The sequence below is a fragment of the Bacillus sp. J33 genome (assembly GCF_000518885.1).
GTDB lineage: Bacteria > Bacillota > Bacilli > Bacillales > Cytobacillaceae > Cytobacillus.
The window spans coordinates 1-17650 of record NZ_JAEL01000055.1 but is presented as its reverse complement, the minus strand read 5'-3'; the positions used below and the strand labels follow the sequence as shown (position 1 = coordinate 17650).

The 17650-nt window shown below is 43.0% G+C and carries 16 protein-coding genes and 1 other annotated feature; of the genes, 15 read left to right on the top strand and 1 reads right to left on the bottom strand.

Annotated features, from left to right (window positions below):
* The first annotated feature begins 59 nt into the window (after window positions 1-59).
* The 15 genes from rpmG to tuf all read left to right on the top strand — a co-directional run bounded on the left by rpmG (window position 60) and on the right by tuf (window position 17336).
* On the top strand, window positions 60-203 hold the full coding sequence (rpmG, locus tag L634_RS32770) for a 50S ribosomal protein L33 (protein WP_084028917.1): 144 nt from the start codon (window positions 60-62) through the stop codon (window positions 201-203).
* Window positions 204-318: 115 nt separating this feature from the next.
* Entirely contained in the window at window positions 319-501 is a 183-nt protein-coding gene (secE, locus tag L634_RS0115880) for a preprotein translocase subunit SecE (RefSeq protein WP_026583289.1), read from the top strand.
* A 144-nt stretch (window positions 502-645) separates the two neighbouring features.
* Window positions 646-1179 (top strand): transcription termination/antitermination protein NusG, encoded by a 534-nt coding sequence (gene nusG, locus L634_RS0115875; RefSeq protein WP_026583288.1) that lies wholly within the window; start codon window positions 646-648, stop codon window positions 1177-1179.
* A gap of 242 nt (window positions 1180-1421) precedes the next feature.
* Complete coding sequence (gene rplK / locus L634_RS0115870; RefSeq protein ID WP_009336545.1) at window positions 1422-1847, top strand: 50S ribosomal protein L11; 426 nt, start codon at window positions 1422-1424, stop codon at window positions 1845-1847.
* A 356-nt stretch (window positions 1848-2203) separates the two neighbouring features.
* Complete coding sequence (rplA, locus tag L634_RS0115865; protein WP_026583287.1) at window positions 2204-2902, top strand: 50S ribosomal protein L1; 699 nt, start codon at window positions 2204-2206, stop codon at window positions 2900-2902.
* A 52-nt stretch (window positions 2903-2954) separates the two neighbouring features.
* Window positions 2955-3097 (top strand) — a sequence feature (ribosomal protein L10 leader region).
* 33 nt (window positions 3098-3130) lie between these two features.
* Entirely contained in the window at window positions 3131-3631 is a 501-nt protein-coding gene (rplJ, locus tag L634_RS0115860) for a 50S ribosomal protein L10 (RefSeq protein WP_026583286.1), read from the top strand.
* 57 nt (window positions 3632-3688) lie between these two features.
* On the top strand, window positions 3689-4054 hold the full coding sequence (gene rplL / locus L634_RS0115855) for a 50S ribosomal protein L7/L12 (protein WP_009336551.1): 366 nt from the start codon (window positions 3689-3691) through the stop codon (window positions 4052-4054).
* 223 nt (window positions 4055-4277) lie between these two features.
* Window positions 4278-4880, top strand: a complete 603-nt coding sequence (locus tag L634_RS0115850) for a class I SAM-dependent methyltransferase (protein WP_026583285.1) — start codon at window positions 4278-4280, stop codon at window positions 4878-4880.
* A gap of 270 nt (window positions 4881-5150) precedes the next feature.
* The gene (gene rpoB, locus L634_RS0115845) at window positions 5151-8705 is read left to right on the top strand and encodes a DNA-directed RNA polymerase subunit beta (RefSeq protein WP_026583284.1); all 3555 of its coding nucleotides are present in this window, start codon (window positions 5151-5153) and stop codon (window positions 8703-8705) included.
* A 147-nt stretch (window positions 8706-8852) separates the two neighbouring features.
* The gene (gene rpoC / locus L634_RS0115840; RefSeq protein WP_026583283.1) at window positions 8853-12452 is read left to right on the top strand and encodes a DNA-directed RNA polymerase subunit beta'; all 3600 of its coding nucleotides are present in this window, start codon (window positions 8853-8855) and stop codon (window positions 12450-12452) included.
* A 158-nt stretch (window positions 12453-12610) separates the two neighbouring features.
* Window positions 12611-12859: a 50S ribosomal protein L7ae-like protein gene (locus tag L634_RS0115835; RefSeq protein WP_026583282.1), complete on the top strand. Its 249-nt coding sequence runs from the start codon at window positions 12611-12613 to the stop codon at window positions 12857-12859.
* Window positions 12860-12961: 102 nt separating this feature from the next.
* Window positions 12962-13384 carry a 30S ribosomal protein S12 gene (gene rpsL / locus L634_RS0115830; RefSeq protein ID WP_026583281.1) on the top strand — a complete coding sequence of 141 codons (423 nt, stop codon included), beginning with the start codon at window positions 12962-12964 and terminating at the stop codon, window positions 13382-13384.
* Window positions 13385-13426: 42 nt separating this feature from the next.
* The gene (gene rpsG, locus L634_RS0115825; RefSeq protein ID WP_026583280.1) at window positions 13427-13897 is read left to right on the top strand and encodes a 30S ribosomal protein S7; all 471 of its coding nucleotides are present in this window, start codon (window positions 13427-13429) and stop codon (window positions 13895-13897) included.
* 51 nt (window positions 13898-13948) lie between these two features.
* Window positions 13949-16027, top strand: coding sequence for an elongation factor G (gene fusA, locus L634_RS0115820; protein WP_026583279.1), 2079 nt, complete (start codon window positions 13949-13951; stop codon window positions 16025-16027).
* Window positions 16028-16148: 121 nt separating this feature from the next.
* A complete protein-coding gene (tuf, locus tag L634_RS0115815; RefSeq protein ID WP_026583278.1) occupies window positions 16149-17336 on the top strand; it encodes an elongation factor Tu in 1188 nt (395 codons plus the stop codon).
* A 70-nt stretch (window positions 17337-17406) separates the two neighbouring features.
* On the opposite strand, the gene L634_RS31270 is transcribed toward tuf, so the two are convergent.
* Window positions 17407-17650, bottom strand: a 244-nt coding sequence (locus L634_RS31270) for an IS3 family transposase (RefSeq protein WP_034262780.1), incomplete at its 5' end; no start/stop codon positions are given.

The following is a 17650-nucleotide window of genomic DNA, read 5'->3' as shown; positions in this document are numbered from 1 at the left end:
TGTTTTAGGGAGCGTGTTAAAGTTTTAAGGGCGTAAAGTGGACATTAGTAGGTGGGAAAATGACTAAAAAAGTAATTCTGGCCTGTTCTGCTTGCGGTTCAAGAAATTACTCGTCGGCAAGCAAAAACGATTCAAAAAGGCTGGAACTGAAGAAATTTTGCAGCACATGCAGTACTCATACGATCCATAAAGAAACAAAGTAAATTAGATATAGATTAGAAGTTTTTTGCCCTTTTAATAGCCGGAAAACGAAACGTTTTGAAGCCGTTTACGCTTTTCTGTTAAAGGATATATCTCTTGAAAGTTGGGGGTTACGAAATGCAGCGCATCGTGAATTTTTTCCGTGAAGTTGGACGTGAAATGAGAAAGGTCAGCTGGCCTAAACGCAAAGAATTAACAAACTATACTGTTACGGTTTTGGCTACAGTTACGTTCTTTGCTGTGTTTTTTGCAGTGCTTGACCTGGGTATTTCTGAATTGATTCGTTTTATTCTTGAATAACCCCTGAGTTTCCATGGTATAATGGAGAATAACACAGGAAACATTTGCAAAGCCCGGAAACGGGTTTTTTCATTTGGTCAAAAAAGCTGTAATGGCAAATAATTTGTTTAATGCAGGGAGGGAAGGACGAACAAGTCCTCTTGAATGGAAAAGAATTGGTATGTTGTTCATACGTACTCAGGCTATGAAAATAAAGTAAAAGCCAACTTGGAGAAGCGTGTCGAATCGATGGGCATGCAAGATAAAATCTTCCGTGTGGTGGTTCCGGAAGAAGAAGAAACAGAATTGAAAAACGGCAAAAAGAAAGTAGTAAAGCGCAAGGTGTTCCCTGGTTATGTACTAGTGGAAATTGTAATGACAGATGATTCCTGGTATGTAGTTAGAAACACGCCTGGCGTAACAGGATTTGTCGGCTCAGCCGGCTCTGGCTCGAAGCCTACTCCGCTGCTGCCGGAAGAAGTTACAAACATATTGAAGCATATGGGTGTCGAGGAAACTCGTTTTGATATCGACTTTGAAGTTGGTGAAACGGTCCAAGTTAAAGAAGGCCCATTTGCAAACTTCACAGGTACCATTGAAGATATTGATAAGGATAAAGCGAAGATCAAAGTGCTTGTAAACATGTTCGGCCGTGATACTCCGGTAGAACTTGATTTTTCACAGATTGAAAAACTATAAGAAAACGGCTGAAATGTTTAATGCATTAGCTGGATTTTGTTTTTGCCGGGAAAGCACTTTTATATATCTTTGTAAAAAAACTTGAAATTGCCTTTGAAAAGTGATAATATTTCATAGGTCAGTATGTCTCGGACAATGAGGCTGGACATTTGTCAAGTTCTTTATCTTAATATAAAGACTATAAGTTGAGTGGGAGGGAATTTCCCTATTACCACATCACGGACTTTAAGGAGGTGTGTCTCGTGGCTAAAAAAGTAATCAAACTTGTAAAATTGCAAATCCCTGCAGGTAAAGCTAATCCTGCACCACCAGTAGGACCGGCGCTAGGTCAAGCAGGTGTTAACATCATGGGATTCTGTAAGGAATTTAACGCTCGTACAGCTGAACAAGCTGGCTTAATCATTCCTGTTGAAATCACGGTTTTTGAGGACCGTTCATTTACATTTATTACGAAAACTCCTCCTGCTGCTGTTCTTCTTAAGAAGGCTGCTGGAATCGAGTCTGGTTCTGGTGAACCAAACCGTAATAAAGTAGCAACAGTCAAGCGTGACAAGGTACGCGAGATTGCTGAAACAAAGATGCCTGACCTAAACGCTGCAAGTGTTGAAGCTGCAATGCGTATGGTTGAAGGTACTGCACGCAGCATGGGTATCGTTATTGAAGATTAATCCATGTAGTTAAAACTATAATGTGTGCACTTTGGGGATGTTGGACTACTGTACAGCTTCAGCAAGGTGCTTGCACATTTCTGTCTGATTGAGGTTGCGACGCTGAATTTGGTTTCACTCGCAACCTTTGTTTTGTCCAGCTGTGGCGCCTAGCCCTTCGAGTCGCTTTGGTCCAGCTGCTGCAGTCAAAAAACGACTTCAGCCTCTGGTCCTAAACGCTTGTCAGGGCTGAACACCAAGGAAAGCTTCCTTGGATAAACTTCGCAGGAACAAACGGTTTTTCATGTTCTGAAGGCGCCTCCGCTTTAGTCGTGGGAGGTTATTCCGCTAAAACCACATTCAAGGAGGAAATAAAAATGGCTAAAAAAGGTAAGAAGTACGTAGAAGCTGCAAAGCTTGTCGACTCTTCAAAAGCATACTCAATCGATGAAGCGATTGAACTTGCAAAGAAAACTAATTTTGCTAAATTTGATGCAACTGTTGAAGCAGCATTCCGCTTAGGAGTTGACCCTAAGAAAGCTGACCAGCAAATCCGCGGAGCAGTTGTGCTTCCAAACGGAACTGGTAAAACTCAGCGTGTTCTTGTTTTCGCTAAGGGTGAAAAAGCGAAAGAAGCAGAAGCGGCTGGAGCAGATTTCGTAGGCGATTCTGAGTACATCAACAAAATCAACCAAGGCTGGTTCGAATTTGATGTAATCGTTGCTACACCTGATATGATGGGTGAAGTTGGTAAGCTTGGTCGCGTATTGGGACCTAAAGGCTTAATGCCAAACCCTAAGACAGGTACAGTTACTTTTGACGTTGAAAAAGCAGTTAACGAAATCAAAGCAGGTAAAGTGGAATACCGTGTTGATAAAGCTGGTAACATCCATGTGCCAATCGGTAAAGTATCTTTCGAAAACGAAAAGCTTGTTGAAAACTTCAACACAATTTTCGATACAATGATGAAAGTTAAGCCTGCTGCTGCTAAGGGAACATACATGAAGAACGTTTCTGTTACTACTACTATGGGACCTGGCGTTAAAGTAGATCCTTCATCTGTTGCAGTAAAATAAAAAAACAATTGACAACTGGAAATGCATATAGTAATATGTATCTTGTTGTGAAAATATAATAACATTTGTGCCGTAGACAGCAGGTGCTGCAAAGCTTAATTTCCTGCCGAGGTATTACGATAGAAATGCTTGTTTAACTTGCTATTGTATACTTCCTCCATGTCTGCAAAGGTGTGGAGGTTTTTTATTGGACGGTATGAATGTAGAAATTCTACAGGAGGTGTAAGGATGAGCAGCGTTATCGAACAAAAGAAACAAATCGTAGAAGAAATTGCTGATAAATTTAAATCAAGCTTATCAACAGTTATTGTTGATTATCGTGGTCTTACTGTTGCTGAAGTTACAGAACTTCGTAAACAGCTTCGTGAAGCTGGCGTAGAATTCAAAGTATACAAGAATTCAATGACTCGCCGTGCTGCTGAAGCTGCTGAACTTAACGGTTTAAACGATTCTTTAACAGGCCCTAACGCAATCGCGTTCAGCACAGAAGATGTAGTTGCTCCAGCGAAAATCTTAAATGATTTCGCGAAAAAGCATGAAGCACTTGAAATCAAAGCAGGTGTAATTGAAGGAAATGTTGCTACAGTAGAAGATATCAAAGCTCTTGCTGAACTACCATCACGCGAAGGCTTGCTATCTATGCTACTCAGCGTACTTCAAGCACCTATCCGCAATCTTGCTCTTGCTGCAAAGGCTGTTGCAGATCAAAAAGAAGAACAAGGCGCGTAAGTTAATTTTAGCGATAAACTAATAGATTCAAACCAAAAATAAGGAGGAAACATTATCATGACTAAAGAACAAATCATTGAAGCAGTTAAAAATATGACTGTTTTAGAACTAAACGACCTAGTAAAAGCTATTGAAGAAGAATTTGGTGTAACTGCTGCTGCTCCTGTAGCTGTAATGGGCGGAGCTGCTGGTGGAGACGCTGCTGCTGAGAAAACTGAATTTGACGTTGTTCTTGCATCTGCAGGCGACCAAAAAATCAAAGTTATCAAAGTTGTACGTGAAATCACAGGTCTTGGACTTAAAGAAGCAAAAGAACTTGTTGACAACACTCCAAAAGCTCTTAAAGAAGGCGTTTCTAAAGAAGAAGCTGAAGAAGTTAAAGCTAAGCTTGAAGAAGTTGGAGCTGGCGTTGAAGTTAAGTAATATAATTGATGAAGAGCCCGCTGCTTAGCGGGCTTTTTATTTTGCTATCAAGTAAAAAGTATCTGCTTTTAGATTTTTGGTCACCGTCTGGTTTTGATCGATTTTAACATGGGGTTCTAGGATTTTTGCTTTTTAAAAAGTAATCCTTTATAATTCGTTCGAAAACACTTTATTGTGGTTCTCCAAATTTCTTCAATTGATATTCTCCTATGGAGGTGATTTCATGTCCGAACACTACTATTCCCAAACACAAAAAGTCGAAAGCAGTCCCAAAACCTGGAGCTATCCCCTGAAGGGTCAATCATTTCGTTTTAAAACAGATAATGGCGTTTTTTCAAAAAATGAAGTGGATTTTGGTTCAAGACTATTAATAGAAACCTTTGAACAGCCGGAAGTAGAGGGAAACATTCTGGATGTTGGCTGCGGGTACGGGCCTATAGGGCTTACAGCAGCGAAACTTATGCCGGGACGGACTGTGCATATGGTCGATGTAAATGAGAGGGCGCTTGGATTGGCAAAAGAAAATGCTGAGTTAAACGGCATCAAAAATGTGCAAATCTATGAAAGCGATCGTCTTGAAAATACAAAAGGAAATAAGTTCGCTGCAATTCTGACAAATCCGCCGATCAGAGCAGGTAAAAAAGTGGTTCATGATATTTTCGAACAAAGCTTTGAGGCACTTTTGCCAAGAGGGGAGCTATGGGTAGTTATCCAGAAAAAGCAGGGGGCGCCTTCTGCAATTGATAAACTGGGTGAGCTATTTGGCGAAGTTGAGACTGTAGAGAAGAAAAAAGGCTATTTTATTTTAAGAGCAAAAAAAGATTGACTTGACTTTTTTGCTATGATAGTATTGTAAAATGCCAACATATTATGTTCCTATTTATAACTAAATTTATCTAATAGTTGTATAAATTTGGTTTTAATGGGAAAGCTAACAAAATAATAGTCGTATTGTGAAAATGTGGTTTTTGAAGTGAAAACCCTTTTTCTTTTTGTCTTATAAGAATGGATGTTTGGCTCACGTTCCCGCTTTTCTTATAGGATAATAATAAATTGCTATTAGCAACAATAACGCTTGATTTGAGGGGTGAATCAGTTGACAGGTCAACTAGTTCAGTATGGACGACACCGCCAACGTAGAAGTTACGCACGAATCAGTGAAGTTTTAGAATTACCAAATCTAATCGAAATCCAAACCTCTTCTTATCAATGGTTTCTTGATGAGGGTTTACGAGAAATGTTCCATGATATTTCTCCGATTGAAGACTTTACTGGTAATTTGTCGCTTGAATTTATTGATTACAGCCTTGGCGAACCAAAATATTCCGTTGAGGAATCGAAAGAACGAGATGTTACATATTCTGCACCTTTACGTGTGAAAGTGCGTCTTGTAAACAAAGAAACAGGCGAAGTTAAAGACCAGGATGTCTTTATGGGTGACTTCCCGCTTATGACAGAGACAGGCACGTTCGTTATTAATGGAGCGGAACGTGTCATTGTATCCCAGCTTGTACGTTCACCGAGCGTATATTTCAGTGGAAAGCTTGATAAAAACGGGAAAAAAGGCTTTACAGCAACCGTAATCCCGAACCGCGGCGCTTGGCTTGAGTATGAAACAGATGCCAAAGACGTCGTATACGTCAGAATAGATCGTACTCGGAAACTGCCCGTTACGGTTCTTTTGCGTGCACTTGGGTTCGGCTCTGATCAAGAGATCATCGATTTGATTGGAGACAACGAGTACATTCGCAACACTCTTGAAAAAGATAATACAGAAAGTACAGAGAAAGCGCTGCTTGAAATTTATGAGCGCCTTCGTCCGGGCGAACCGCCAACGGTTGAAAATGCGAAAAGCTTGCTTGTCTCAAGATTTTTCGATCCAAAGCGCTATGACCTGGCGAATGTTGGACGCTATAAGATCAATAAGAAGCTTCATATCAAAAATCGCCTGTTCGGTCAAAAACTGGCTGAAACGCTTGTGGATCCAGAAACTGGCGAAATCATTGCGGAAAAAGGCGTTACGCTTGACCGCCGCACACTAGATCGGATCCTTCCTAACCTGGAGAAGGGTATCGGCTTTAAAACCGTAAGCCTTTTAGGCGGAGTAGTAGATGATGAAGTATTGCTTCAGTCTATTAAGATTTACGCGCCTAATGAAGATGGCGAAAAAGTCATCAATGTAATCGGCAATGCCTATGTTGAAGAAGCAGTGAAAAACATTTCACCTTCTGACATCATTGCTTCAATCAGTTATTTCTTTAACCTTCTGCATTCTGTAGGAGATACAGATGATATCGACCATCTTGGAAACAGACGTCTTCGTTCAGTCGGAGAACTATTGCAGAACCAGTTCCGTATCGGTCTTTCCCGTATGGAGCGTGTGGTCCGCGAGAGAATGTCTATCCAGGATACAAATACGATCACACCTCAGCAGCTGATTAATATTCGTCCTGTAATTGCTTCAATTAAAGAGTTCTTCGGAAGCTCTCAGCTATCGCAGTTCATGGACCAAACAAATCCGCTTGCTGAATTAACACATAAACGCCGTCTATCAGCGTTAGGGCCGGGCGGTCTAACTCGTGAACGCGCAGGCTTCGAAGTGCGTGACGTTCACTACTCCCACTATGGCCGTATGTGTCCGATTGAAACGCCTGAAGGACCAAACATCGGTTTGATTAACTCACTATCTTCATTTGCGAAGGTAAACCGCTTTGGATTCATCGAAACACCGTACCGCCGCATTGACCCAGAGACTGGAAAGGTTACATCCCGCATCGACTATCTGACAGCCGATGAAGAGGATAATTATGTAGTTGCCCAGGCGAATGCTCAACTTGGCGAAGATGGATCATTCCTGGATGAAGAAGTAGTTGCCCGCTTCAAGGGTGAAAACACTGTTGTAAAACGCGATCGTGTCGATTACATGGATGTATCGCCTAAGCAGGTAGTTTCTGCAGCGACAGCATGTATTCCTTTCTTGGAAAACGATGACTCCAACCGTGCCCTTATGGGAGCGAACATGCAGCGCCAGGCTGTGCCTTTGATGCAGCCGGAAGCGCCAAGAGTCGGTACTGGTATGGAATATGTATCTGGGAAAGACTCCGGTGCTGCAGTAATCTGCAAACACGATGGAATTGTTGAGCATGTTGAAGCGCGTGAAGTTTGGGTACGCCGCATTAACAATGTAGACGGACAGGAAGTAAAAGGCGATCTTGATAAATACAGAATGCTTAAGTTCATTCGTTCGAACCAGGGAACATGCTATAACCAGCGCCCTATCGTAGCAGTTGGAAACCGTGTGACAAAAGGAGAAATCCTTGCTGACGGTCCTTCCATGGAGCTTGGAGAATTAGCGCTTGGCCGCAATGTCCTTGTAGCATTTATGACATGGGATGGATATAACTACGAGGATGCCATCATTATGAGTGAGCGCCTTGTAAAAGATGATGTTTATACATCCATCCATATTGAAGAATATGAATCTGAATCCCGCGATACAAAGCTTGGACCTGAAGAAATTACACGTGATATTCCTAACGTTGGGGAAGATGCACTGCGAAACCTTGACGAGCGCGGAATTATCCGTACGGGTGCGGAAGTTAAAGACGGCGATCTCCTTGTTGGTAAAGTAACTCCAAAAGGGGTAACTGAGCTGACAGCTGAAGAAAGGCTTTTACATGCTATCTTTGGTGAAAAAGCACGTGAAGTCCGCGATACATCCCTCCGTGTGCCACATGGCGGCGGCGGTATTGTACTGGATGTTAAAGTGTTTAACAGGGAAGACGGCGATGAGCTTCCTCCAGGTGTGAATCAGCTTGTGCGTGTATACATTGTTCAAAAACGTAAAATCTCTGAAGGGGACAAGATGGCCGGACGCCACGGTAACAAGGGTGTTATCTCCCGTATTTTACCGGAAGAAGATATGCCATATTTACCAGACGGCACTCCAGTAGACATCATGTTAAACCCATTAGGGGTTCCATCACGTATGAACATCGGACAGGTGCTTGAGCTTCACCTTGGTATGGCTGCCAGAGCCCTTGGCATTCACGTTGCTTCTCCTGTATTCGATGGTGCCCGTGAGGAAGACGTTTGGGCAACGATCGAAGAAGCAGGCATGGCCCGTGATGCTAAGACTGTCCTATATGATGGACGCTCCGGAGAGCCGTTTGACAACCGTGTATCAGTAGGTGTCATGTACATGATCAAACTGGCGCACATGGTTGATGACAAGCTGCATGCACGTTCAACTGGACCTTACTCACTAGTAACGCAGCAGCCGCTGGGCGGTAAAGCTCAGTTCGGGGGACAGCGTTTTGGTGAGATGGAGGTATGGGCACTTGAGGCATATGGTGCCGCATATACCCTTCAGGAAATTTTAACTGTCAAATCTGATGATGTTGTAGGACGTGTTAAGACTTACGAATCAATCGTAAAAGGCGAAAATGTTCCTGAACCGGGAGTACCTGAATCATTTAAGGTACTAATCAAGGAACTTCAAAGTTTGGGTATGGACGTTAAAATCCTGTCCGGCGATGAAGAAGAAATTGAAATGCGCGACCTGGAGGACGATGAAGAGGTTCAGCAGGCTGAATCATTGACAATCGCACCAGAGACGCAAAACGAAGAGGAAGTAGTCACTAAAGAGTAACTTTCATATAAAAATGGAATTAAAATTTCCTTCATTCCTTTGCGCTTCGCCTTACTGGCGAAGCTGCGGGGAATATGCAACTGGCAATTATGCCGCTGTATTGAGCAATAAGGGTAAAACCCGGAGATCAAAAGGGAGGTAGGCCCCTTGCTAGATGTAAACAATTTCGAGTATATGAAAATAGGTCTTGCTTCACCCGATAAGATTCGTTCTTGGTCACATGGTGAGGTTAAAAAACCTGAAACGATTAACTATCGTACATTAAAACCTGAAAAAGACGGTTTGTTCTGCGAACGCATTTTCGGGCCGACTAAGGATTGGGAATGTCATTGTGGAAAGTATAAGCGTGTAAGATACAAAGGTGTTGTCTGTGATCGATGCGGTGTAGAAGTAACCCGTGCGAAAGTGCGCCGCGAGAGAATGGGCCACATTGAACTTGCAGCTCCTGTATCCCATATCTGGTATTTCAAAGGCATCCCAAGCCGTATGGGTCTTGTACTTGATATGTCACCGCGTGCGCTTGAGGAAGTTATCTATTTTGCTTCCTATGTTGTAACTGATCCAGGCGATACGGCTCTTGAGAAGAAACAGCTTCTTTCTGAAAAAGAATACCGTGCATATCGTGAAAAATACGGAAATAAATTCCAAGCATCCATGGGTGCTGAATCGATTAAGAAGCTTCTTTCTGATATTGACCTCAACAAAGAAGTAGATACCCTGAAAGAGGAATTGAAAACGGCACAAGGACAGCGCCGAACACGCGCTATTAAGCGCCTTGAAGTGCTTGAAGCCTTCCGTGGTTCCGGAAACGAACCTTCATGGATGATTCTAGACGTTCTTCCGGTCATTCCGCCGGAGCTTCGCCCAATGGTACAGCTTGATGGCGGCCGTTTCGCCACTTCTGATTTAAATGACCTGTACCGCCGTGTAATCAACCGAAACAACCGCTTGAAGCGTTTATTGGATCTTGGTGCTCCAAGCATCATTGTTCAAAACGAAAAGCGTATGCTTCAGGAAGCTGTTGATGCTCTAATTGATAATGGACGCCGCGGCAGACCTGTTACAGGACCAGGAAACCGTCCTTTAAAATCATTATCACACATGCTAAAAGGTAAGCAAGGCCGATTCCGCCAAAACTTGCTTGGTAAGCGTGTTGACTACTCAGGCCGTTCTGTTATCGTAGTAGGGCCAAACTTGAAAATGTATCAGTGCGGACTTCCGAAAGAAATGGCATTGGAATTGTTCAAGCCATTTGTTATGAAGGAATTGGTGGAAAAGGGCCTAGCCCACAACATCAAGTCTGCTAAACGCAAAATTGAAAGAGTCCAGCCTGAAGTATGGGACGTTCTTGAAAGTGTTATTAAAGAACACCCTGTATTGCTTAACCGTGCACCGACTCTTCACAGACTCGGTATTCAGGCGTTCGAGCCTACATTGGTAGAAGGGCGCGCAATCCGCCTTCACCCGCTAGTATGTACTGCATATAACGCAGACTTCGATGGTGACCAAATGGCGGTTCACGTACCTTTATCAGCAGAGGCGCAAGCTGAAGCCCGTTTATTAATGCTTGCTGCACAGAACATTCTGAACCCGAAAGATGGAAAGCCTGTTGTTACTCCTTCACAGGACATGGTATTAGGTAACTATTATCTTACTCTTGAAAGAGCAGGCGCTGTTGGCGAAGGCATGATCTTCAATGATACGAACGAAGCTTTGCTTGCCTACCAAAATGGCTATGTTCATTTGCATACAAGAGTAGCTATCCATGCTGGTTCACTAAATAATCAGACGTTTACTGAAGAACAAAATAAAAAGCTTTTATTAACTACGGTTGGTAAGCTTATTTTCAACGAGATACTGCCAGAGACATTCCCATATATCAATGAGCCTACAAAAGAAAATCTCGAGATTGAAACTCCTGAAAAGTATTTTGTAGATCCTGCAACTGATGTGGCAGCTGTTATTAAGGAAATGCCTCTTGTGGATCCGTTTAAGAAAAAAATCCTTGGTAATATCATTGCGGAAGTCTTTAAGCGTTTCAAAATCACTGAAACGTCAAAAATGCTTGACCGCATGAAAAATCTAGGATTCAGATACTCCACAAAAGCCGGTATCACTGTCGGTGTAGCCGATATCGTGGTATTAGGGGAGAAACAGGAAATTATCCAGGAAGCACAAAGCAAGGTTGATAACGTTATGAAGCAGTTCAGACGCGGTCTTATTACAGAAGACGAGCGTTACGACCGGGTTATTTCAATCTGGAGTGCAGCGAAGGATAATATCCAGTCCAAACTGATGAAATCATTGGATAAATCGAACCCGATCTTTATGATGAGTGACTCCGGTGCCCGTGGTAATGCTTCTAACTTTACTCAGTTAGCTGGTATGCGCGGACTGATGGCCAACCCGGCTGGACGTATCATTGAGTTACCGATTAAATCAAGTTTCCGTGAAGGCTTAACAGTTCTCGAGTACTTTATCTCCACTCATGGTGCACGTAAAGGTCTTGCGGATACGGCTCTAAAAACAGCTGACTCAGGTTACTTGACTCGCCGTCTTGTAGACGTTGCGCAGGATGTAATCGTTCGTGATGATGATTGCGGAACAGACCGCGGTCTATTGATTTCAGCTCTTAAAGACGGAACAGAAATTATCGAGTCGCTTGAAGAGCGTTTGATCGGCCGATATGCAAGAAGAAATATCAGACATCCTGAGACTAAAGAAGTGATCGTGGCTGAAAATGGCCTAATTACTGAAGATATCGCTAACGAAATTGTTTCAGCAGGAATTGAGAAGGTATGGATCCGTTCAGCATTCACTTGCAACACTCGCCATGGTGTTTGTAAGAAGTGCTACGGCCGCAACCTGGCTACTGGCCAAGAGGTTGAAGTGGGTGAAGCAGTAGGTATCATCGCTGCCCAGTCCATTGGTGAACCTGGTACACAGTTAACAATGCGTACGTTCCATACCGGCGGTGTAGCTGGAGACGATATCACTCAAGGTTTACCGCGTATCCAGGAAATTTTCGAAGCGCGTAATCCTAAAGGTCAAGCCGTCATTTCTGAAATTGATGGTGTGGTAGTTGGCATTAACGAAGGCCGTGACCGCCAGCATGAGATTGTTGTTCAAGGTGAAGTTGAGTCCAAGACTTATACAGCTCCTTATACAGCACGCCTAAAAGTTGCTGTAAATGACGAGGTAGTACGCGGTCAGGAATTGACTGAAGGTTCTATTGACCCGAAAGAATTAATTAAAGTAAGAGATGTTACAGCGGTTCAAGAATACTTGCTTCGTGAAGTTCAAAAGGTATACCGCATGCAGGGTGTTGAAATTGGCGATAAGCACATCGAAGTTATGGTCCGCCAAATACTTCGCAAAGTGCGTGTAATTGATGCTGCAGAGACAGATGTACTTCCTGGTACACTGCTTGATATCCATCAGTTTACAGACGCCAACGAAAAAGCACTTCTAGCCGGTAAAATGCCTGCTACCGGACGTCCGGTTCTGCTTGGAATCACGAAGGCTTCTCTTGAAACGGATTCCTTCTTATCTGCGGCATCCTTCCAGGAGACGACAAGAGTTCTTACAGATGCAGCTATCAAAGGCAAGCGCGATGAGCTCCTAGGCCTTAAAGAAAATGTTATTATTGGTAAACTGGTTCCTGCCGGAACTGGTATGCAGCGTTACAGAAGAGCGGAGCCTTATACAAATCAAGAGGCGTCTGAAGATACTGTAACAGTGGAATAAATTATATTTATTGCGGTGCTTGCTCAATTTACAGCAAGTGCCGCATTTTAAAGTTATAAAATGCAATAAAAAACATTTTGCTTGTTGACATCAAAATATGAAGATGTTACTATAGCAAAGGTGCTCCTATTCACCGGATACTTTGGAGGATACAGTAAATGTCTTATGATAAAGTATTGCAGGCAAAAAGTTTTATTGTAGGAACAAAGCAAACAGTTAAAGCTCTTAAGCAAGGAACAGTCGATGAAGTTGTTATTGCCAAAGACGCTGATCCGAGAGTGACAGCGAAAGTGGTAAACACAGCGAAAGAGATGAATGTTCCCATTGTGTATGTGGATTCGATGAAAAAGCTCGGAAAAGCATGCGGAATTGAAGTAGGAGCCGCAGCTGTTGCCATATCTCATTAAAAACTGTTTTTGTAGATTGTATCTGCAAGAACTTTGTTTTTGCATCAAAATGAACCACCTGGATGTGTGGGCTTAAACAAATTCGAAGGGAGGAAAACTCAAATGCCTACTATTAATCAATTAGTGCGCAAGCCTCGTCAAACTAAGTCTGAGAAGTCTAACTCACCAGCACTTAACAAAGGCTACAACAGCTTCAAGAAAACTCAAACTAACGTAGCTTCACCTCAAAAGCGTGGTGTATGTACTCGTGTTGGTACAATGACTCCTAAGAAGCCGAACTCAGCGTTGCGTAAATATGCACGTGTTCGTTTGACTAACGGTATCGAGGTTAATGCTTACATCCCTGGTATCGGACACAACCTGCAAGAGCACAGTGTAGTGTTGATCCGTGGAGGTCGTGTAAAAGACTTACCGGGTGTGCGTTACCACATCGTACGCGGCGCTTTAGATACTGCTGGTGTTAACAACCGTATGCAAGGCCGTTCTAAATACGGTGCTAAGCGTCCAAAAGCAGCTAAAAAATAATTCTATTAAATAGATAAACATCTTTGAAAGGAGGAACAATCCATGCCACGTAAAGGTCCTGTAGCAAAAAGAGACGTATTGCCGGATCCGATTTACAACTCAAAGCTAGTTAGCCGCCTAATCAACAAAATGATGATTGACGGTAAGAGAGGTAAATCACAAGCAATTCTTTACTCTGCGTTTGACATCATTAAAGAACGCACTGGCAAAGAGCCAATGGAAGTTTTCGATCAGGCGCTTAAAAACATCATGCCTGTACTTGAAGTAAGAGCACGCCGTGTAGGTGGAGCTAACTACCAAGTACCAGTTGAGGTGCGCCCTGACCGCCGTACAACTCTTGGTCTTCGCTGGTTAGTAAACTATGCGCGTCTTCGCGGAGAAAAAACGATGGAAGAGCGTTTAGCTAACGAAATTCTTGATGCAGCTAACAACACTGGTGCATCTGTTAAAAAGCGTGAAGATACTCACAAAATGGCGGAAGCAAACAAAGCGTTTGCTCACTACCGCTGGTAAGATTTACAGCTTAATTAAAATAACACTCATACTAGGAAGGAGAAAGACCCAATGGCTAGAGAGTTCTCCTTAGAAAATACTCGCAATATTGGTATCATGGCTCATATTGATGCTGGTAAAACAACAACAACTGAGCGTGTACTTTACTACACTGGCCGTATCCACAAAATCGGTGAAACGCACGAAGGTGCTTCACAGATGGACTGGATGGAGCAGGAGCAAGAGCGTGGAATCACAATTACTTCTGCTGCAACGACAGCACAGTGGAAAGGCCACCGTGTTAACATCATCGACACTCCTGGACACGTAGACTTCACAGTTGAAGTTGAACGTTCCCTTCGTGTCCTTGATGGTGCGGTAGCTGTACTTGATGCACAATCAGGTGTTGAGCCGCAAACTGAAACAGTTTGGCGCCAAGCAACAACTTACGGAGTACCACGTGTGGTATTCGTAAACAAAATGGACAAAATCGGTGCTGACTTCTTGTACTCATTAAGCACATTGCATGATCGTCTGCAAGCAAATGCTGCAGCAATCCAATTGCCTATCGGTGCTGAAGACCAATTCGAAGGCATCATCGATCTAATTGAAATGAAAGCTACGTTCTACGGCAATGACTTAGGTACAGAAATCGAAGAACGTGAAATTCCTGAAGAATACATGGATCAAGCTGAAGAATACCGCGAAAAGCTAATTGAAGCGGCAGCAGAACTTGATGAAGAATTAATGGAGAAATACCTTGGCGGTGAAGAAATCACGAACGAAGAGCTTAAGGCTGCTATTCGTAAAGGTACTGTAAACGTTGAATTCTATCCAGTAATCTGTGGATCTGCTTTCAAAAATAAAGGTGTTCAAAAAATGCTTGATGCTGTAATCGAATATCTTCCATCTCCACTTGATGTACCAGCTATCAAAGGTACAACTCCGGATACAGATGAAGAAGTTACTCGTCCATCAAGCGATGATGCACCTTTCGCAGCACTTGCGTTCAAAGTAATGACTGACCCTTATGTTGGTAAACTTACATTCTTCCGTGTATACTCTGGTACATTGAACTCTGGTTCATACGTACAGAACTCTACTAAAGGAAAGCGTGAGCGTGTGGGACGCATCCTGCAAATGCACGCAAACTCCCGTGAAGAGATCTCTACAGTGTATGCTGGAGATATCGCAGCTGCAGTAGGTCTTAAGGACACTTCTACTGGTGATACTCTATGTGACGAAAAGAATCTTGTAATTCTTGAGTCTATGGAATTCCCAGAGCCAGTTATCTCATTATCTATCGAGCCTAAGTCTAAGGCTGACCAAGATAAAATGACAACTGCTCTTCAAAAACTTCAAGAGGAAGATCCTACATTCCGTGCGCATACTGACCAGGAAACTGGACAGGTTATCATTGCAGGTATGGGTGAGCTTCACCTTGATATCCTTGTTGACCGTATGAAGCGTGAATTTAAAGTGGAAGCGAACGTGGGTGCTCCTCAGGTTGCGTACCGCGAAACTTTCCGCACTTCAGCGCAAGTTGAAGGTAAATTTGCTCGCCAATCCGGTGGACGCGGACAATTCGGACATGTATGGATCGAATTTGCTCCAAATGAAGAAGGTAAAGGCTTCGAATTCGAAAACGCAATCGTTGGTGGTGTTGTTCCGCGTGAATACATCCCAGCTGTTCAAGCAGGTCTTGAAGATGCACTTGAAAGAGGAGTACTTGCTGGATTCCCAATGGTAGATATCAAAGCTAAACTATTTGATGGTTCTTACCATGATGTTGACTCTTCTGAAATGGCGTTTAAGATTGCTGCATCTATGGCACTTAAGAACGCTGCGTCAAAATGTAATCCTGTAATTCTTGAGCCGGTTATGAAGGTAGAAGTAGTAATCCCTGAAGAATACATGGGAGACATCATGGGTGATGTTACATCACGCCGTGGACGTGTAGAAGGTATGGAAGCACGCGGTAACGCACAAGTAGTTCGTGCTATGGTGCCTCTATCAGAAATGTTTGGCTACGCAACTTCATTGCGTTCTAATACGCAAGGCCGCGGTACATTCTCAATGCACTTCGACCACTATGAAGAAGTACCAAAATCAATTTCTGAAGAAATCATCAAAAAAAATAAAGGTGAATAATTGATTTTACCTTTTTAATCAAGTATAACTACTAATGTAGGCAAAAAGCGCTGTGGAAAGGCACGCCTCTCCACAGCAACTAAAATACTTAACTTTTATAATCTAAAGGAGGATTTTTCTAATGGCAAAAGCTAAATTCGACCGTTCAAAACCCCATGTTAACATCGGTACTATCGGACACGTTGACCATGGTAAAACTACTCTAACTGCAGCTATCACAACTGTTCTTTCTAAAAAGGGCGGCGGTGAAGCACGCGGATACGATCAAATCGACGCTGCTCCAGAAGAGCGCGAGCGTGGAATCACAATCTCAACTGCACACGTTGAGTACGAAACTGAGAACCGTCACTATGCACACGTTGACTGCCCAGGTCACGCTGACTATGTTAAAAACATGATCACTGGTGCTGCACAGATGGACGGCGGTATCCTAGTAGTATCTGCTGCTGACGGCCCAATGCCACAAACTCGTGAGCACATCCTGCTTTCTCGTCAGGTTGGTGTTCCTTACCTTGTTGTATTCATGAACAAGTGTGACATGGTTGACGACGAAGAACTACTTGAACTAGTTGAAATGGAAGTTCGTGACCTTCTTTCTGAGTACGAATTCCCTGGCGATGACATCCCAGTTATCAAAGGTTCTGCTCTAAAAGCTCTTGAAGGAGACGCTGAGTGGGAAGCTAAAATCGAAGAGCTAATGGCAGCTGTTGACGAGTATATCCCAACTCCAACTCGTGACACTGACAAGCCATTCATGATGCCTGTTGAGGATGTATTCTCAATCACTGGCCGTGGTACTGTTGCTACTGGACGTGTTGAGCGTGGACAGGTTAAAGTCGGTGACGTTGTAGAAATCATCGGTCTTGCTGAAGAGCCAAAATCAACTACAGTAACTGGTGTTGAAATGTTCCGTAAGCTTCTTGACTATGCTGAAGCTGGTGACAACATTGGTGCCCTTCTTCGTGGTGTATCACGTGAAGAAATCCAGCGTGGACAAGTACTTGCTAAGCCAGGTTCAATCACTCCGCACACTAAGTTCAAAGCTGAAGTTTACGTTCTTTCAAAAGAAGAAGGTGGACGTCATACTCCATTCTTCACAAACTACCGTCCTCAGTTCTACTTCCGTACAACTGACGTAACTGGTATTTGTAACCTTCCTGAAGGCGTAGAAATGGTTATGCCTGGGGATAACATCGAAATGAACGTTGAGCTTATCGCTCCAATCGCTATCGAAGAAGGTACTAAGTTCTCTATCCGTGAGGGTGGACGTACTGTAGGCGCTGGCGTAGTTGCTTCAATCGTTGAATAATAATATTTAAAAAAAAGCAGATGGGTGATGAAGTGACCCCTGTAAAGTAGACAGTAATAAAAAAGCACAATTATGCAGCCTGAGTCCTGAATTGATAAGGGCTCAGGTTCTTTAATTTCTTTTGAAAACGTCCATGATTATAGAATCTCATATATTTTTTTAAGGCGTCTTTAACCTCTTGAGCTGTTTTGAATGAATATAGATAAAAACATTCAGTCTTAAAATGACTAAAGAAGTTTTCCATACAAGCATTGTCCCAGCAGTTGCCCTTTCTAGACATGCTCGCTTTCATTTGATATTTTTTAATTAGGTTG

Coding starts and splice junctions, on each gene's coding strand:
- rplL (WP_009336551.1), top strand. CDS start 3,689: ATGACTAAAGAACAAATCATTGAAGCAGTTAAAAATATGACTGTTTTA.
- L634_RS0115850 (WP_026583285.1), top strand. CDS start 4,278: ATGTCCGAACACTACTATTCCCAAACACAAAAAGTCGAAAGCAGTCCC.
- rpsL (WP_026583281.1), top strand. CDS start 12,962: ATGCCTACTATTAATCAATTAGTGCGCAAGCCTCGTCAAACTAAGTCT.
- secE (WP_026583289.1), top strand. CDS start 319: ATGCAGCGCATCGTGAATTTTTTCCGTGAAGTTGGACGTGAAATGAGA.
- rpsG (WP_026583280.1), top strand. CDS start 13,427: ATGCCACGTAAAGGTCCTGTAGCAAAAAGAGACGTATTGCCGGATCCG.
- L634_RS0115835 (WP_026583282.1), top strand. CDS start 12,611: ATGTCTTATGATAAAGTATTGCAGGCAAAAAGTTTTATTGTAGGAACA.
- tuf (WP_026583278.1), top strand. CDS start 16,149: ATGGCAAAAGCTAAATTCGACCGTTCAAAACCCCATGTTAACATCGGT.
- rplA (WP_026583287.1), top strand. CDS start 2,204: ATGGCTAAAAAAGGTAAGAAGTACGTAGAAGCTGCAAAGCTTGTCGAC.
- fusA (WP_026583279.1), top strand. CDS start 13,949: ATGGCTAGAGAGTTCTCCTTAGAAAATACTCGCAATATTGGTATCATG.
- nusG (WP_026583288.1), top strand. CDS start 646: ATGGAAAAGAATTGGTATGTTGTTCATACGTACTCAGGCTATGAAAAT.
- rplJ (WP_026583286.1), top strand. CDS start 3,131: ATGAGCAGCGTTATCGAACAAAAGAAACAAATCGTAGAAGAAATTGCT.
- rpmG (WP_084028917.1), top strand. CDS start 60: ATGACTAAAAAAGTAATTCTGGCCTGTTCTGCTTGCGGTTCAAGAAAT.